Source organism: Pseudoalteromonas sp. FUC4, from assembly GCF_008370255.1.
Taxonomy (GTDB): Bacteria; Pseudomonadota; Gammaproteobacteria; order Enterobacterales; family Alteromonadaceae; genus Pseudoalteromonas.
In genome coordinates this window covers 269,338-284,944 of record NZ_SEUI01000001.1, presented here as the reverse complement: position 1 = coordinate 284,944, position 15,607 = coordinate 269,338, and the positions used below count along the sequence as shown (strand labels likewise).

Annotated in this window: 17 protein-coding genes; 12 read left to right on the top strand and 5 right to left on the bottom strand. The window is 40.5% G+C overall.

The genetic code is table 11. The annotated features are described in order from the left end of the window. Window positions 1-8 precede the first annotated feature (8 nt). The 6 genes from rsxC to EU510_RS01245 all read left to right on the top strand — a co-directional run bounded on the left by rsxC (window position 9) and on the right by EU510_RS01245 (window position 7,654). Window positions 9-2,441: an electron transport complex subunit RsxC gene (gene rsxC, locus EU510_RS01270; RefSeq protein ID WP_149591920.1), complete on the top strand. Its 2,433-nt coding sequence runs from the start codon at window positions 9-11 to the stop codon at window positions 2,439-2,441. Then, complete coding sequence (rsxD, locus tag EU510_RS01265) at window positions 2,438-3,496, top strand: electron transport complex subunit RsxD (protein ID WP_149591919.1); 1,059 nt, start codon at window positions 2,438-2,440, stop codon at window positions 3,494-3,496. The genes rsxC and rsxD overlap by 4 nt, the downstream gene beginning before the upstream one ends. Further along, a complete protein-coding gene (gene rsxG, locus EU510_RS01260; RefSeq protein ID WP_149591918.1) occupies window positions 3,493-4,134 on the top strand; it encodes an electron transport complex subunit RsxG in 642 nt (213 codons plus the stop codon). Before rsxD ends, rsxG begins: the two co-directional genes overlap by 4 nt. Then, the gene (locus tag EU510_RS01255) at window positions 4,131-4,829 is read left to right on the top strand and encodes an electron transport complex subunit E (RefSeq protein ID WP_149591917.1); all 699 of its coding nucleotides are present in this window, start codon (window positions 4,131-4,133) and stop codon (window positions 4,827-4,829) included. Before rsxG ends, EU510_RS01255 begins: the two co-directional genes overlap by 4 nt. 49 nt (window positions 4,830-4,878) lie before the next feature. Beyond that, window positions 4,879-5,511, top strand: coding sequence for an endonuclease III (nth, locus tag EU510_RS01250; RefSeq protein ID WP_149591916.1), 633 nt, complete (start codon window positions 4,879-4,881; stop codon window positions 5,509-5,511). Window positions 5,512-5,743: 232 nt separating this feature from the next. After that, window positions 5,744-7,654: an aminotransferase class I/II-fold pyridoxal phosphate-dependent enzyme gene (locus EU510_RS01245; RefSeq protein WP_149591915.1), complete on the top strand. Its 1,911-nt coding sequence runs from the start codon at window positions 5,744-5,746 to the stop codon at window positions 7,652-7,654. Between the two features lie 540 nt (window positions 7,655-8,194). Here EU510_RS01245 and EU510_RS01240 read toward each other — a convergent pair. From EU510_RS01240 to EU510_RS01230, 3 genes are read right to left on the bottom strand one after another with little or no spacing between them, the layout of a single operon-like run. Then, the gene (locus tag EU510_RS01240) at window positions 8,195-8,644 is read right to left on the bottom strand and encodes a flavodoxin (protein ID WP_149591914.1); all 450 of its coding nucleotides are present in this window, start codon (window positions 8,642-8,644) and stop codon (window positions 8,195-8,197) included. Continuing rightward, window positions 8,644-9,408 carry a tRNA pseudouridine(65) synthase TruC gene (gene truC / locus EU510_RS01235; protein WP_149591913.1) on the bottom strand — a complete coding sequence of 255 codons (765 nt, stop codon included), beginning with the start codon at window positions 9,406-9,408 and terminating at the stop codon, window positions 8,644-8,646. The genes EU510_RS01240 and truC overlap by 1 nt, the downstream gene beginning before the upstream one ends. Continuing rightward, on the bottom strand, window positions 9,401-9,721 hold the full coding sequence (locus EU510_RS01230) for a YqcC family protein (protein WP_149591912.1): 321 nt from the start codon (window positions 9,719-9,721) through the stop codon (window positions 9,401-9,403). The genes truC and EU510_RS01230 overlap by 8 nt, the downstream gene beginning before the upstream one ends. A gap of 104 nt (window positions 9,722-9,825) precedes the next feature. On the opposite strand from EU510_RS01230, the gene EU510_RS01225 reads away from it, so the two are divergent. Both EU510_RS01225 and EU510_RS01220 read left to right on the top strand, forming a co-directional pair. Next, a complete protein-coding gene (locus EU510_RS01225; protein ID WP_149591911.1) occupies window positions 9,826-10,854 on the top strand; it encodes a DUF3549 family protein in 1,029 nt (342 codons plus the stop codon). Continuing rightward, entirely contained in the window at window positions 10,855-11,154 is a 300-nt protein-coding gene (locus tag EU510_RS01220; RefSeq protein ID WP_002963032.1) for a DUF3301 domain-containing protein, read from the top strand. Between the two features lie 743 nt (window positions 11,155-11,897). Here the strand turns inward: EU510_RS01220 and EU510_RS01215 are convergent. Then, window positions 11,898-12,551 (bottom strand): GNAT family N-acetyltransferase, encoded by a 654-nt coding sequence (locus tag EU510_RS01215; protein WP_149591910.1) that lies wholly within the window; start codon window positions 12,549-12,551, stop codon window positions 11,898-11,900. A 153-nt stretch (window positions 12,552-12,704) separates the two neighbouring features. Here EU510_RS01215 and EU510_RS01210 point away from each other — a divergent pair, with 153 nt between their 5' ends. From EU510_RS01210 to EU510_RS01200, 3 genes are all read left to right on the top strand, one after another. Further along, complete coding sequence (locus EU510_RS01210) at window positions 12,705-12,941, top strand: DUF2789 domain-containing protein (protein ID WP_149591909.1); 237 nt, start codon at window positions 12,705-12,707, stop codon at window positions 12,939-12,941. A 96-nt stretch (window positions 12,942-13,037) separates the two neighbouring features. Beyond that, complete coding sequence (locus tag EU510_RS01205) at window positions 13,038-13,304, top strand: hypothetical protein (RefSeq protein ID WP_149591908.1); 267 nt, start codon at window positions 13,038-13,040, stop codon at window positions 13,302-13,304. Between the two features lie 13 nt (window positions 13,305-13,317). Next, window positions 13,318-14,091 carry a Zn-ribbon-containing protein gene (locus EU510_RS01200; protein WP_149591907.1) on the top strand — a complete coding sequence of 258 codons (774 nt, stop codon included), beginning with the start codon at window positions 13,318-13,320 and terminating at the stop codon, window positions 14,089-14,091. A gap of 62 nt (window positions 14,092-14,153) precedes the next feature. Here EU510_RS01200 and syd read toward each other — a convergent pair whose 3' ends face one another. Then, on the bottom strand, window positions 14,154-14,693 hold the full coding sequence (gene syd / locus EU510_RS01195; protein WP_149591906.1) for a SecY-interacting protein: 540 nt from the start codon (window positions 14,691-14,693) through the stop codon (window positions 14,154-14,156). A 59-nt stretch (window positions 14,694-14,752) separates the two neighbouring features. Between syd and queF the strand changes: the two genes are divergently transcribed. Further along, on the top strand, window positions 14,753-15,598 hold the full coding sequence (gene queF / locus EU510_RS01190; RefSeq protein ID WP_024590784.1) for an NADPH-dependent 7-cyano-7-deazaguanine reductase QueF: 846 nt from the start codon (window positions 14,753-14,755) through the stop codon (window positions 15,596-15,598). The last annotated feature ends 9 nt before the right edge of the window (window positions 15,599-15,607 follow it).

The following is a 15,607-nucleotide window of genomic DNA, read 5'->3' as shown; positions in this document are numbered from 1 at the left end:
AGGTTTGAGTGGACAAGTTACTTGAACAAATAAAAAAAGGCACCGTGTGGGCATTTCCTGGCGGCATACACCCACCACAACAAAAATCACTCTCCAATAGTGCGAGTATCACTCGCCTACCTTTGCCCGATAAACTCATTGTTGCGCTTAAGCAACACATAGGTGCAAACGGTAGGTTACTTGTAGAAAAAGGCCAACACGTATTAAAAGGCCAACCACTAACAGCGCCTGCTGCTAACTGGTCGATACCTGTGCATGCGCCAAGCTCTGGTGTGGTTACTGATATTGCACCTATGCCATCAGCACATCCATCGGCCCTGCCTGAACTAAGTGTTATTATTGAACCAGACGGCAAAGACGAGTGGGTAGCACTTAATAAAAATAAAAACCCTGCTGAGCTTAGTCATGACGAGCTGATAAATATTATTCATCAAGCCGGTATTAGCGGTATGGGTGGTGCTGGTTTTCCTACTTATGTAAAAGCAGATACCAAGCAACCTATTGAATTTTTGATTGTAAATGCTGTTGAGTGCGAACCTTATATTACTGCCGATGACGTTTTAATGCGCGAACACGCTAAAGAAGTTATCCAAGGCATTGAAATAATGCAGCAACTTTTAAACCCAACACTGTGCATTGTGGGTATAGAGGACAACAAGCCTGAAGCTATTGCAGCAATGAAGCAAGCAGCTGAGCATAACTCAAAAATTATTATTCAAACGGTGCCAACTATTTATCCATCTGGCGGTGAAAAGCAATTAATTAAATTACTTACTAACCGTGAAGTTCCTAGCATTGGTATTCCTGCCGATATTGGTATTTTAGTGCATAACACGGGTACTTTGTTTGCCGTACAACAGGCCGTTTATGAAGGCAAACCGCTAATTGAGCGTATAGTTACAGTAACAGGTAACACTATTCATAAGCCTGGAAATGTATGGGCACTACTTGGCACTGAAATAAAGCATTTACTTGATTGCCAAGGTTTCTCGCCTGTACCGCAGCAAAGTGTTGTGATGGGCGGCCCAATGATGGGCTTTACGCTACCCACAGTACGTATTGGCATAGTTAAAACAACTAACTGTATTTTAGCGCCTGATCATAAAGAGCTTGCGGAGCCCGGCCCCGAAAAAGCCTGTATACGTTGTAGCGCCTGTGCCGATGCCTGCCCTGCTTCTTTATTACCACAACAACTACAATGGTTTGCTAAATCAAAAGAGTACGACAAACTACAAGAACACAATTTATTTGACTGTATTGAATGTGGTGCCTGTGCATATGTGTGCCCAAGTGAAATCCCTCTTGTGCAGTACTACCGTATAGCCAAAGTTGAAATTAAAGAACAACAAGCTRAAAAAATTAAAGCCGACAGAGCAAAAGAGCGTTTTGATGCTCGAAAAGAACGTTTAGAGCGTGAGCAAGAAGAACGCCAAAACCGCCATAAACGTAAACCTGCGGCTAAATCTGCTGACGAAAAACAAAAAGTAGCTGAGGCACTAGCTCGTGTTAAAAATAAATCAGATAACGGCGATGAAAAATCAGCTGTTGCTGCCGCTATTGCACGCGCTAAAGCTAAAAAGCAACAAGACGAAGCACTAGAGCCAGACAACAGCGAAGTAGCAAAAGAGCGAGCACTACGTAAAGAACAAGCGCGTAAATATAAAGAACAAAAATCGCAAACAGATGAATCGGCCGAAACTGCGCCCGTTGATGATAAAAAATCAGCAGTTGCTGCAGCCATTGCTCGCGCTAAAGCCAAAAAGGCAGCACAAGCAAGTGAAGAGCCACAAAACGATGCCCTTGTTAATGACAAAAAAGCAGCTGTAGCGGCAGCCATTGCACGCGCTAAAGCTAAAAAAGCGGCACAAGCAAGTGAAGCTGTTGGGCAACCCGTGAGTGAAGAGCCACAAAGCGATGCCCCTGTTGATGATAAAAAAGCAGCGGTAGCGGCGGCTATTGCTCGTGCTAAAGCTAAAAAAGCAGCTAAAGCACTAGAAGATGCTGAGCAACCCGTGAGTGAAGCGCCACAAAGTGATGCCCCAGTTGATGATAAAAAGGCAGCGGTAGCGGCGGCCATAGCTCGCGCTAAAGCTAAAAAAGCGGCTAAAGCACTAGAAGATGCTGAGCAAACCGTGAGTGAAGAGCCACAAACTGATGCCCCTGTTGATGATAAAAAGACAGCGGTAGCGGCGGCCATAGCTCGTGCTAAAGCTAAAAAAGCAGCTAAAGCATTAGAAGATACCGAACAAACTCAGACCCAAGAGCTACAAGTTGATAGCGCAGCACCTAAAAGTGCAGAAAGTAACACCGATGACTCATTCAATTCTACTGAAGCAGATAAACCTAAATCAGCCGACGATAAGAAAAAAGCCGCCGTGGCTGCTGCAATTGCGAGAGCAAAAGCTAAAAAGTTACAAAAAGAAGGAAATAATCAGTCATGAAATTAACCATGGCCAGTTCACCGCATAATCACAGCCACAAATCGTTAACGCGATTAATGCTTAGCGTTATTGCTGCGTGTATTCCTGGGCTAATTGCTCAAGTTTTCTTTTTTGGTACAGGTGTGCTTATTCAACTAGTACTAGCGCTTGTTGCTGTAAGCATATTCGAAGCAGCAATAATGCTAATACGAAAGCGTCCTGTTTGGCCTGCATTAAGTGATGGCAGTGCGTGGCTTACTGCAGTACTGTTGGCATTGAGTATCCCTCCACTTGCCCCTTGGTGGATAATCGTGATTGGCTGTTTATTTTCTATTGTTATAGTCAAACAGCTTTATGGCGGCCTCGGGTTTAACTTATTCAATCCAGCAATGGCGGCTTATGTACTGCTTTTAGTTTCGTTTCCGGTACAAATGACCGCATGGTTGCCTATTACCGATTTAATAAATACGCCAATAGGCTTTGCTGATCAGTTAAGGTTAATATTTACCGATTTTACGGCCTCTGGGTTTAGCCTTGATCAAGTGCGTGCAGGGGTTGATGGCCTAACAATGGCAACACCGCTGGATACTGTTAAGACAGACATAGCACACGGTTTAACCGTTACCGAAAGCATGCAAAAGCCAATATTTAACGAATGGGCTGGCCTTGGTTGGATGTGGGTTAACTTAGGCTTTTTAGCCGGTGGTTTGTACTTATTAAAAGCAAAAATAATTAACTGGCATATTCCTGTTAGTTTTATCGCAAGTTTAGCTGTATGTAGTGCTATTGGTTATATCGCATCACCTGGTACAGAGCCGGGCACCCTATTTCACTTATTAAGTGGTGCCACTATGATGGGTGCCTTTTTCATAGCAACCGATCCGGTATCTGCAGCAACAACTAACAAAGGGCGCTTAATTTATGGCGCGCTAATTGGTTTACTAATTTATTTAATTCGTACCTTTGGTGGTTTTCCTGATGCTATCGCATTTAGCGTATTACTGATTAATATTGCAGTGCCGCTAATAGACTACTACACACAGCCGCGTACTTATGGCCATGGAGCAGTAAAATGATCATTTCGTCAATGGCTAAAAATGGTGCTATTTTAACTGCGTTTGCGTTAGCAACGACGGGCTTAGTTTCCTCTATCAATGCGCTTACTGCCGATAAAATTGCAGAGCAAGAACAACTGCAACTCACTGCGCAGTTACAAGAAGTGCTCGACCCAAAATCGTACGACAATCAATTATCACAAGATTGCGTAATTATTACTGACGAAAAACTAGGCCCACACGCAAATCAAGTAATTTACCGTGCTCGTAAAAACAATAAACCAGTCGCTGTTGTTATTAGGCATGTTACGCCAAACGGCTACAGTGGCGATATTAACTTATTAACAGCGGTATTGAGCGATGGCACTATTGCTGGCGTCCGTACGACTAAACACGAAGAAACCCCTGGTTTAGGTGACAAAGTCGAAGTTAAAAAATCACTTTGGATCACAACATTTAAAAGCTTAACGGTTGAAGGCGAAGAAGACGCTCGCTGGGCTGTTAAAAAAGATGGCGGCCAATTTGATCAATTTACAGGCGCGACCATAACGCCACGTGCTGTTGTGGGCTCTGTTAAAAATGCCGTATTGTTCGCACAAACTAATTTTGATGATATTTTTGCAGCACCTAATGCCGAATGTGTAGAGGTAACTAAATGAGTGAGTTAAAAACATTATACAAAGAAGGCGTATGGGTAAATAACCCTGCCCTTGTACAGCTTTTAGGTTTATGTCCACTACTTGCGGTTACCTCAACTGTAACAAATGCCTTAGGCTTAGGTTTAGCAACCTTACTCGTACTAATAGGCTCTAATGTTACCGTATCAATTGTGCGTAACTGGGTGCCAAAAGATATTCGTATACCTGTATTTGTAATGATCATCGCGGGCTTTGTAACAATAGTTCAATTACTTATGAACGCTTATACCTTTGATTTATATCAATCATTGGGAATTTTTATTCCGTTGATTGTAACTAACTGCGCCATTATTGGCCGAGCCGAAGCATACGCCTCTAAAAATCCTGTTCATTTATCAGCGTTTGACGGCTTAATGATGGGCTTAGGCTTTATGATTGTGCTCGTTGTTTTAGGCGCAATGCGTGAATTAATTGGCCAAGGTACGCTGTTTGACGGAGCCGACTTATTACTTGGCCCATGGGCACAGAGCTTGCGCATAGAAGTATTTAATTTTGATAACCAATTTTTACTGGCAATTTTACCACCGGGTGCCTTTTTAGGGCTTGGGCTGCTTATTGCTGCAAAAAACGTAATTGACGCACAAATAAAATCAAAACAAGTTGCACCGCCAGAGGCTGAAAAAGGCCCTCGAGCACGTGTTACTAGCTTAACTTAAGGGGAAAACGTATTAGAGCAACAATTAGCACTAATACGTTTTAAGTTGCATGAATAAAGAAAAACGTCACCAAATACTGTCGCGCCTGCGCGACGATAATCCACATCCAGTTACAGAGCTTGAATATTCAAGCCCATTTGAGTTACTCGTAGCAGTAACTCTTTCAGCACAAGCAACCGATGTAGGCGTTAATAAAGCCACTCGAAAGTTGTTCCCTGTTGCTAATACACCACAAGCCATTTTAGACTTAGGTCACGACACACTGCGTGATTATATAAAAACCATTGGCTTATTTAATTCTAAAGCTGCCAACGTGTACAAAATGTGCCAAATTTTGGTGGATGAACACAACAGCATCGTGCCAGAAAATCGTGAAGCCCTAGAAGCCCTACCTGGCGTTGGCCGTAAAACCGCTAATGTTGTACTCAACACAGCCTTTGGCTGGCCTGTAATAGCCGTAGATACACATATATTTCGTGTATCTAATCGTACAAAGCTTGCTATGGGTAAAGATGTTGTCGCTGTAGAACAAAAACTTGAAAAAGTAGTACCAAAAGAATTTAAAGTAGACGTTCACCATTGGCTAATACTACACGGGCGCTATACCTGTGTAGCGCGTAAACCTAAATGTGGCAGCTGTATTATTGAAGACTTGTGTGAGTTTAAAGATAAAACTGATTAGCCCCAAAAGCGGCGCAAGTAGTCGCGAGTTTATCTCGCGCAAAACCCAAAAACGCGGCACAAAGCCGCGCCTACAAATACAACACCAAAATATTTCTCGACTTTCATCTTTTTCCCCAACTCACTAGAACGTGTAAGACTGACAGGTGAAAATTTTCAAAGTATTAATTTCACAAGTCCCACTCCTTTAGTTATGCTGTTGAGCATTATAAAATTATATTGCGAAACCCTCTATGCTACCTCTACTTCGTATCTTGATAATTGAACAAGACTCAACCACTTTACAAGGGCTTTCAACTAATCTGTCAAAGACTATTCCTAACTTTGAGCGAGACGATATTCATATCGATATTATTGAATGCCTTGAGCTTAAACGCGCGTTGGGACATGTAGAGGAAGATGGTGATATTCAAGCTGTGGTTCTAAGCTGGGATATGCAAAACAAAGTCGGTGAGCGAATGTATAGCCGCTTTATCGAGGATTTAAAGGCAATTCGTCTTGAGTTACCGGTTTATGTTATTGGCGACGACACTAAAGGGCTGGAAATCGTTAACGAGTCAGAAGAAATCGAATCATTCTTTTTTAAAGATGAAGTAATTTCTGACCCTGAAGCAATTTTAGGTTATATGATCAACGATTTTGACGACCGTTCGGAAACACCATTTTGGACGGCGTATCGTCGTTACGTCGGTGAAGCAAACGACTCTTGGCATACACCGGGTCATAGCGGGGGTTCTAGCTTTAGAAACTCACCTTACATCAAAGATTTTTATCAGTTTTACGGCCGCAATGTATTTGTTGGTGACCTGTCGGTTTCGGTAGACTCGCTAGGCTCATTATCAGACAGCACCAATACCATTGGTCGCGCACAAGAATCAGCAGCGGCGACATTTGAAGTTAAGCACACCTACTTTGTTACAAATGGTTCATCTACTTCAAATAAAATCATTTTGCAGACACTGCTGCGCAAGGGCGATAAAGTAATTGTCGACCGTAATTGCCATAAATCAGTACACTATGGCATCTTGCAATCAGCCAGTTACCCCATTTATTTGGCGAGTATCTTAAATCCAAAATATGGCATTTTCGCGCCACCGTCGTTGGCCGACATCAAGTTAGCAATTGAAAACAATACTGATGCCAAATTACTAGTGCTTACCGGTTGTACTTACGATGGCCTACTTAGCGACCTGAAACAAGTCGTCGATTATGCTCATCAATATGGTATTAAGGTATTTATAGATGAAGCCTGGTTTGCATACTCTTTGTTTCATCCTAGCTTTCGTCATTATTCTGCAATACATGCAGGGGCTGACTACATTACCCATTCTGCGCATAAAGTGGTATCGGCATTTTCTCAAGCGTCTTATATTCATATTAACGATCCCGATTTTGATGCCGATTTTTTTCGAGATATTTACAGTATCTACGCGAGTACATCCCCCAAATATCAGCTTATTGCATCGCTTGACGTGTGCCAAAAGCAATTAGAGATGGAAGGCTATAAGCTGCTCAATGCGCTGCTCAATCATGTTGAAGAGTTTAAACAACAGATGGCCTCGCTTAAGCAAATTAAAGTGTTAGCTAAGCAAGACTTTATGGAAATATTCCCGCACTTTAGTGGTGATAACATGGGTCACGATCCATTAAAGATCCTTATTGATATTAGTGAGCTACCTTACTCATTAAAAGATATTCATAAATATCTATTGGATGAGATTGGCCTAGAGATAGAAAAATACACACACAGCACCATTTTGGTTTTACTGACGCTTGGTGGCACGCGTTCAAAGATCATTCGTTTGTACAATGCGTTGAAAAAGCTAGACAGCGGTAAGGTAAAACTGTCGAAATCGACACGTAGAGCCCGCTTACCTGAAAATTTACCAGCCATAGACTTGGCGTGTATTCCAAGTGATGCCTTTTATGGCGACCGCGAATCTGTGCCTATCAGTAAAAGCAACAACCGCATCTGCGCCGGTTTAGTTACTCCATATCCACCAGGTATCCCACTTTTAGTACCGGGCCAGCATATCACTGAAGATCATATCGAATATTTGCAAGAGTTGGCGAGCCAGGGACTGACGATTCAAGGCAGTTTCGATGGTGAAATTTATGTTCTTAAGGGTAAGGTTAATAAGTAAAGTATTCACTTAATACTATCTCAATAATGATAACTGGCGGTAGTATCGCAAGATATTGCCGCTGTATTACAGCTTCATTAAATCGACTAATCAAGTAACCCCCTGTTAAATTAAATATTCACTTTCATTTTAATGTCCCTAATTGTCTTAGGGTGGTCAACTAAATTTGGGCATGGATAAATGTATAGAGGTCGTTGAGCAAAAGCTTGATACCAAAAGCATTTAATAAATATGCATCATTGGCTAATACTACACTGACGCTATATCTGATTGACACGTAAAACAAAGTATGGAAATTGTATTATCGAAGATTTTGTAAGCTTAAAGATAGAACTGATTAAGCGTCATTTGAAAACTCGATAATATGCCACTTCACATAAATGTGTTTTAAATAAAAATAGAGATGGAGTGAAAAATTGTTTGGAGTCAGTGGTTTTATATGCAAAAAGAAGACTGGCTCTTAAAATAAAAACGCCTAATAAATTATTTCAGACGTTTTTATTCAATTATTTCCCCTATACTCAGACAGGGTAATAGAAATTAAGCAGGTAGTTTTTCTAGCCATACTTTCAACCAAGGCTCGGTTACTGGCCATGGTTCAAAATCTTCACATGCATCTATTTCTAGGCGGTTGCCCACAGGCTTTGCTTGTAAATCGCGTAGTAACTCGTCAAAGCTACGCCCTGCGCCACAAAATGTATCGCCGTAACATCTGTCACCCATTGCAATTACACCAAACGGTTTATCGGTAAGCATTGGGAAAGTGCTATTCATTGCATAGTACAATCCGGCCAAATTACTCGGTACATCACCTTGGCCTGTTGTGGAGGTAACAATTAAAATATGCGATGCATTTTTTATATCATCAAGTGATGCTTCAGTAATTACTGTAGCAGTATGACCCGCTTGCTCTATTGTGGTTGCAACTTCATCGCTTAAACGCTCTGCACCCCCACTAACGCTGCCTACAAAAATACTAATATGTGCCATTAATAATCCTTTTCTTGCTCTGGCCAACCTAGCTGCTTACATATTTCAAGCATGTCTTCACCTAGTGGCGCTTTAATTGTTATTGATTCATTACTATAAGGGTGCACAAAACTAAGCTCTGTTGCAAATAACATTAAGCGTCTTAGCTCAAAATGATCCCTAAAAAATTGATTATGCTGGTTATCACCGTGATTTACATCACCAATGATAGGCAGTGATAAGTGTTTTAAGTGTCTGCGAATTTGATGCTTGCGCCCTGTTTTTGGAAAACACTCAACCAACGAGTAACGCACTGTTGGGTACTTACCTATAGGAATAGGCAATGCAACTTGGTGCAAGCAATTAAACTGAGTTTGCGCTTCTTGCGGTGCTTTGTCTTGATCTGCAAACTTATCTGCTATTTTATCAAGTTCTTCTTTAAGCGGTTTATCTAGAAATACTGACTCTGGTGCAAAGCCGCGTACTAAGGCCAAATAGCGCTTAGCAATAGTACCTTCAATAAATAGCTGGTTCATATCACGAGCTGCTTCTGAGCTCAATGCAAACAGTAATACGCCCGACGTAGGTCTATCGAGCCTATGTACTGGAAATACATGTTGCCCTAGCTGATCGCGCAACATTTGCATAGCAAACTGGGTTTCGTGTTTATCTAAAAACGAGCGATGCACTAATAAGCCTGAAGGCTTATTTATAGCCACATAGTTTTCATCTTGATACAAAATAGTCAGCTCGCCATATTCAATAGGCACCGGACGCTCACTCATTTGGTTCTCCTAAAAAGGTATCAAGGGCTGTTAGTAATTCAATAATTTCATCGCTTCCGGCTTTATTAATAAGTGTCATTTGCGCCATAGGGGCAATAGCAAAGTTACGCGGCAGTGGTTGCCTATGTGTTATTAATTGCTGTATTTTTTCAATAAATACAAACTGTAGCCACTGCTCAAATGCCATTGTATCGTGACAAAAAGGAGTATTTGAAAGCAGTGCATCAGCGTCTATTGGCTCACTTTGCCAAAGCGCGTGTTTTTGTAAAAGTGCCGTTAGCTGCACTAAATAAGTTTGGGTTTGCTGGTACATAACCACCCTCTTTTATATATGTAATGCAATTATACCCTGTTCCCTCATAGGCGGCTATGGCGTATAATTAATGTAATTTTGCAGTAAAAACAGTTGAGAAAACAATGAGTGATCAAATAGCTACATTAGGTCAGCTTTTAGATGGTGCGGGTACTCAGTGGCGTGCTTTTGATATTGGCAGGCACATTACTAAGCTTGATAAAAAACAATTTTTAGCTATTGAACAAGCTCAAGTGCCTTACCCTTATCCACTTGCTGGTCATGCATGGCTCGCTATCCAATTTTGGGATACTAAAGCCAGTAAAGAACCGTATGTATGGTTTTTAAAGTTTCCACTTGATGAGCAAAGCATGCTGGTAAGTGCTAGTCGCGATCACTTTGCTGATATGGTTATTCAAGCGCTAGGCACTGAAATTACAGGTAAGCAAGCCGATGGAAAGCTTGATAATAATCCTTATGTTTTTACACCAAACGCAAATAAATTAGCAGCATTTAATGCCCAAGTAAAAGTACTATTAAAACAACCTGCGTCGCAGTATTACGAGCACGCACAGCTATACTTTAGCGGTAAAATTGGTTTTGATAATTGGCAAAGTGTTGCACTGCAGGGTATTGCCGATTTTGCACTACGCTTAGAGAGCGATACAAACTTAAGTAACCTGCAAAAAGCATGGGCGCATTTACCTATTGAAGTGCTACAACCACTCAGTGCCATGCTTGAACACGTTGAAATACCAACATCAATGAGTGAGTTACTTGTTGATTACACGCAGGGTGCAATTAGCAACAACGATACAGTGGCTATAACCGCAGCACTAAGATCAGTTTCAAAAGGTCAAGCTCAAGGGTTATGCGCTCAATTAGTCGATACTGTACTAAGCTCACCAGTGAGGCACGACTCTGACGTGTTATTAACAATAGCTGGGCGTTGCTTTAAGCAATTAGAAAACCCTGAACGCTTACATGTATTTATGGATAATTGCGCGCACCATCAAAAAATTGATGAGTTGTTTCCAAGTATTTTTGCCGACTTAGTTGCAATACCGACTATTCGCCCGCATTTATTAGGCTTATTACGTAAAGAAAATCGTAGCGAAACCCTCGCGCGTGCAATTGGAAGGTTATTCTCTTAAATGGCAAGTTTATGGACGTTCATACTTATTGGTAGTGTAATTTACTTATTTTGGCTTAACCGAAAGGTTGCTGAAGCGGCGAACGTTCATGCTAAACGTCAAAGTGAGCAATTGCAGGTGCAGTTGATGAGTGTTGCATGCACAAAACGCCGCTTTGGTTTTTTAAAGAACGGCAAGCCAGGCATCAAAAGTGAATTTATATTTGAGTTTTCAAGCGATGGTGAAAATGCTTATCAAGGTGTGTTAATTATGGAAAATGAGTTTTTGAAAAGTGTGGTTGTCCCACCGCATAAAATATAAGACTTAATATACTTTAAGAGAGTGTGTGTCTTAAATTAATAAATTTAATTCAACACAAAAAACTAAGGCGTAACTAAAGTTACGCCCCAATTGGACTGCATCCTGCTAGATATCCATTATCTTAAATCCGTATTATCATCCCCTGAACGAGTAAACAACCTTGTTTACCCTCACATTGCATCTTGCAATATCCATAGCCACCTTGGCAAACCCACGAAATCTATCGTTTGGCTACGTCCCGTAGCATCATCCCTGTTAATCCTTTAAAGTAGCTCCTGCCACTTTTGCATCCTGCAATGTCCACTTGCCATCTTGGCCGTCCTGCGTAAACTAACGCTCCTGCTACTTCCTGTAGCGTCATCCGTGATTATCCTAAAGTAACTCCTAGTTACTAAGTGCTTCATGCACTTCCTTATTCTTCCTTGTATCCGTTTTAGCTTGTCCTTTATGCCTCCTGCTGGCGCCTGCTATGTTGCCTATTCCGTATCCTTGGCAGTAACTCAATCATTGAGCTATGTCGTCTTGACAAAGAGAAGTTTAAAGCAATCAGGGGGGAGAAATAGGACTTAACACTAAATAAATAAACGTCACAAAAATGAAAAGATAAAATAAACACTTAAGAACAACAACTTAGAACAAAAAAGACTACTTATTAGTAGCCTTTAAGTGACAATGCTCACGATGATGTAAGATATATCTCACGGTCTTATGTCCGTTTGGGCGCATTGGCTTACATAAAAGTTTTAAATAGTTGGCTCAAGTATTGATTTAAACAGTAACTCGCCCTCTACTTGGTTAAAAGTAAGCTGTTTAAATGCTTCAAAATTTTCAGTTTTAAAAAATTCAATGTGCTCCTTACGGGTTACAAATACAGCCATCCCTGTTGACTCAGCGTTACATTTAACTAAGTCATCAAGCCCGCGTAGCAAGTAACGACCAAAGCCTTGCCCATGAAAATGCGGATCTACGGCAATAAAAGCTAAAAAGTAATAATTGCCCTTTTGTTTAAGGGCATCTCTAATTGTTTGTTCTTTATCTATTAATTGATTTGTTTGTAAGTAGCCAGCACTCAGCATTAATTTTAAACGCCAGTGCCAATAACGCTGCGCTTGTAATTGGCTATTGGATTCAAATACACACGCTACTGCTTTTAATTTATCGTTGCGGTATAAACCAATTAGTGGCTGTTTTTCTTGCCAAAAACTACTGAGCTCTTCGCGAATTAATGATCGTAATTTTTTTTCATATACTGATTTATTTTCGTCATTGTAGCTAAGCATGTTTTGTAATACAGGATCGTCATGATAAGCCTGATAAATTAGGCTCGCTGCAGTGCTAATATCTTCTGCGGCTAAATACTGTACGCTGAACGTATCAGCTGGTGTGGTTACACTCATTGTATTTCCTCTATTATTTTAGCTATAGGCTGTTTAACTTTATACCTAACTATATACCCAAAATTATTAACCGTAAATTCAGCGAGAGTTTAACTAGCAGGAGGTACAGTTAAGTACTAGTATGAATTTTCATTCATTTAAAGGAGCAATATCATGGATACGACAAAACACGACATTAACACACTTTTTGCACAGCTTGGATTACCAAATAGTGATGAGCAAATAGATGCATTTATTGCCTCACATGAATTAAAAGACACAACATTACTCCAAGAAGCTTCTTTTTGGGATGAGGCACAACAGCACTTTTTAGCTGAATCCCTTGCACAAGACGGAGATTGGAGCGAAGTAATTGACGAGTTAGATGTACGCATTCGTCAAAGTAAGTAATTTTATTTAATGTACCCTCCCTTATTTATTGCTAACATAGCATCTGCGCAGCATTTATATGCTGCGTATTTATTTTATTAAAGAGTTATATATCTAATGAATTCAGTTGTATTTGATGCAATCAAAGCCCTTCTTGATGAAGGCAAAACCCCTACTGTAGCACTAACTAAAAGCCGTTTGGCGCAACCGGTTCCAATGCCGATGATTATTGCAGCAGTAAGCCAATATAAAAACAATCCTGATTCAATTAATAACTTCATGAGAAACCCACAGCAGGCAGATAATACTGAGCTTAAAACAAGTCAATTAGATAGAATTGAGCAAAAACTCGATAAACTTCTTGCACTGCTAGAACAAAAATAATTTGAGACTATAAATGTTCGTTGTTGATTTAACTTTTGATTGCTACCAAGACACCACCCTAGAACAAGCCGAACAAGCAATAAATCGCTTAGTAAATGCACTGCGTTTTAATGGTCAAATAATGGGGGAAGAATTTCCAACCGTTTTAAAAGATGGATTTTTTATTACCCGCGTAATGTGCCCGACCGAAGATGCAATGCACCCGCTAAATAACAGCCCGTTTGTTAAGCACAGTATCGAAAAGTTACATAGTGCTGGACTACTTGCGCCAAAAGTAAAAGTGATCGGACAAGATATTCACTCCAACGGGGCTGATTGCTGTAAAGAACCATCAAGTTATATTTTATACACAACCTATGTGCATACGTGCAGCCCGCTTTATTGTGGTGATGACTTTTTGCCTGTGCCGCTATTTCGTATTCCGGCAATTGCGAATGGTGACTATAAAACGCTTATAAAATGGCAAGAAGATTGGCAAGCCTGCGATCAAATTCAAATTAATGGCGCAACCCGTTGTGAATTTCCGGCGCTTGAAGAAATATCGAGTACCCAAAGCGACCTATATAGACGCGGAAAAGACATAACAAAGCGAATTAGTTTTTTAACTAAAAAGCCAACCTATTATTATTTATACCGTGTAGGCGGCGTAGATAAAGCGTCTGAACTTGAACGAAAATGCCCTAGCTGTAATGGCGATTGGAAATTACCTGAATCGTGGTTTGGGTTATTCGACTTTAGGTGTGAGCCGTGTGGCTTGGTGTCTAATATATCGTGGGATTTTCAGTAACCACTTCAATAAGCGCTTAAAATCAGCTTAGTGATAACGCTAAGCTGATTTTTAAATGCGTTTTAAACCTCTAACGCCTTTAAAAAAGCATTTATGTTAGGTGCAAGTACATGGTGTGTTTTTTTGCCTACGTGCTCTAAGCATACTTCGCCAGTGTGCACCAATACACTCACTAGCAAATCATCTTGCTCTGTTAAACCAATAAACACTGTTTCTGGCTGCTTGAGCTTGCGTTTCATTAACACGTGGCCCGTGATATTTTGCTGTAGCAAATTAAAGTCTTCTTCATTCCATGCTTGTAGTAATTCAACCTGATGCCCATCAATACTTGCTAAAATACTTCCACCGTACATATGTCCGTATAGCTCGCTAAGCTCTTTTGGAAACTCAAGCTCTAGTGCACTGGCTAAATCATTAAGCGAACCTGCAGGTTGCTGACGCGCCCCCTGCCATTGAATATTTCCTTGCTCGTCAACCTCACCAACTTCACATGGGCTTGGCCATTGCTCGTCGTGCGCAATAAGTGGGTACTTTGCGGTGTTTTTAAGGGTGTTTTCGCTAAATTTTTGATGGAGTTGTTCTATAAGCAATGCAACAGACATACTGTGAAACTCAATTAAATTAGATATAATGTCCCTATTGTAACTATTTAAGAGCAAACATGACAGATTACAGCAATTCTCCAGACCTTAAAGGTAGCGTATTAGGCCAATCTACTGAGTATGTAGATGTGTACACGCCAAGCTTGCTTTTCCCTATTGCGCGCAAACTAAATCGTGATGCTTTAAATATTGACGAAGCAGAGCTTCCATTTAAAGGCCAAGACATTTGGACAGGTTACGAGCTTTCATGGCTAAACAATAAAGGTAAACCGCAAGTTGCCGTAGCTTTATTTACCTTTGAATGCCAAAGCAGCCATATTATTGAGTCAAAGTCGTTTAAACTTTATTTAAATAGCTTTAACCAAACCCGATTTGAAAGCATTGATGTAGTAAAACAGCATTTAATTGATGATTTATCAAACGCGGTTAACAGCCCTGTCAAAGTGACTTTATACAATCCTGATGATTACAATTGCTTACCGTGTACGGCGCTGCCAGGTGAATGTATTGATGACTTAGATATTGAAATTAATAATTACGACATTGATGCTAATTCACTTAAAGCAAAAAGTGATAACGTAGTAACAGAAACGCTCTATAGCCACTTACTTAAATCGAACTGTTTAATTACCTCCCAGCCTGACTGGGCAAGTGTAATTATACGATACACAGGCGAGCAAATATGTCGTGAGTCGTTATTGCGTTACTTAATTTCGTTCAGAACACATAACGAATTTCATGAGCAGTGTGTTGAGCGTATTTATAGTGATTTAACAACACAACTTAATATTAAAGAGTTAGAGGTTTACGCGCGTTATACTCGTCGCGGCGGGCTTGATATAAACCCGTATCGCTCTACGCATTATAACGATACGCCATTTGCAGTTAAAATTAATCGTCAGTAGGTTATTTTA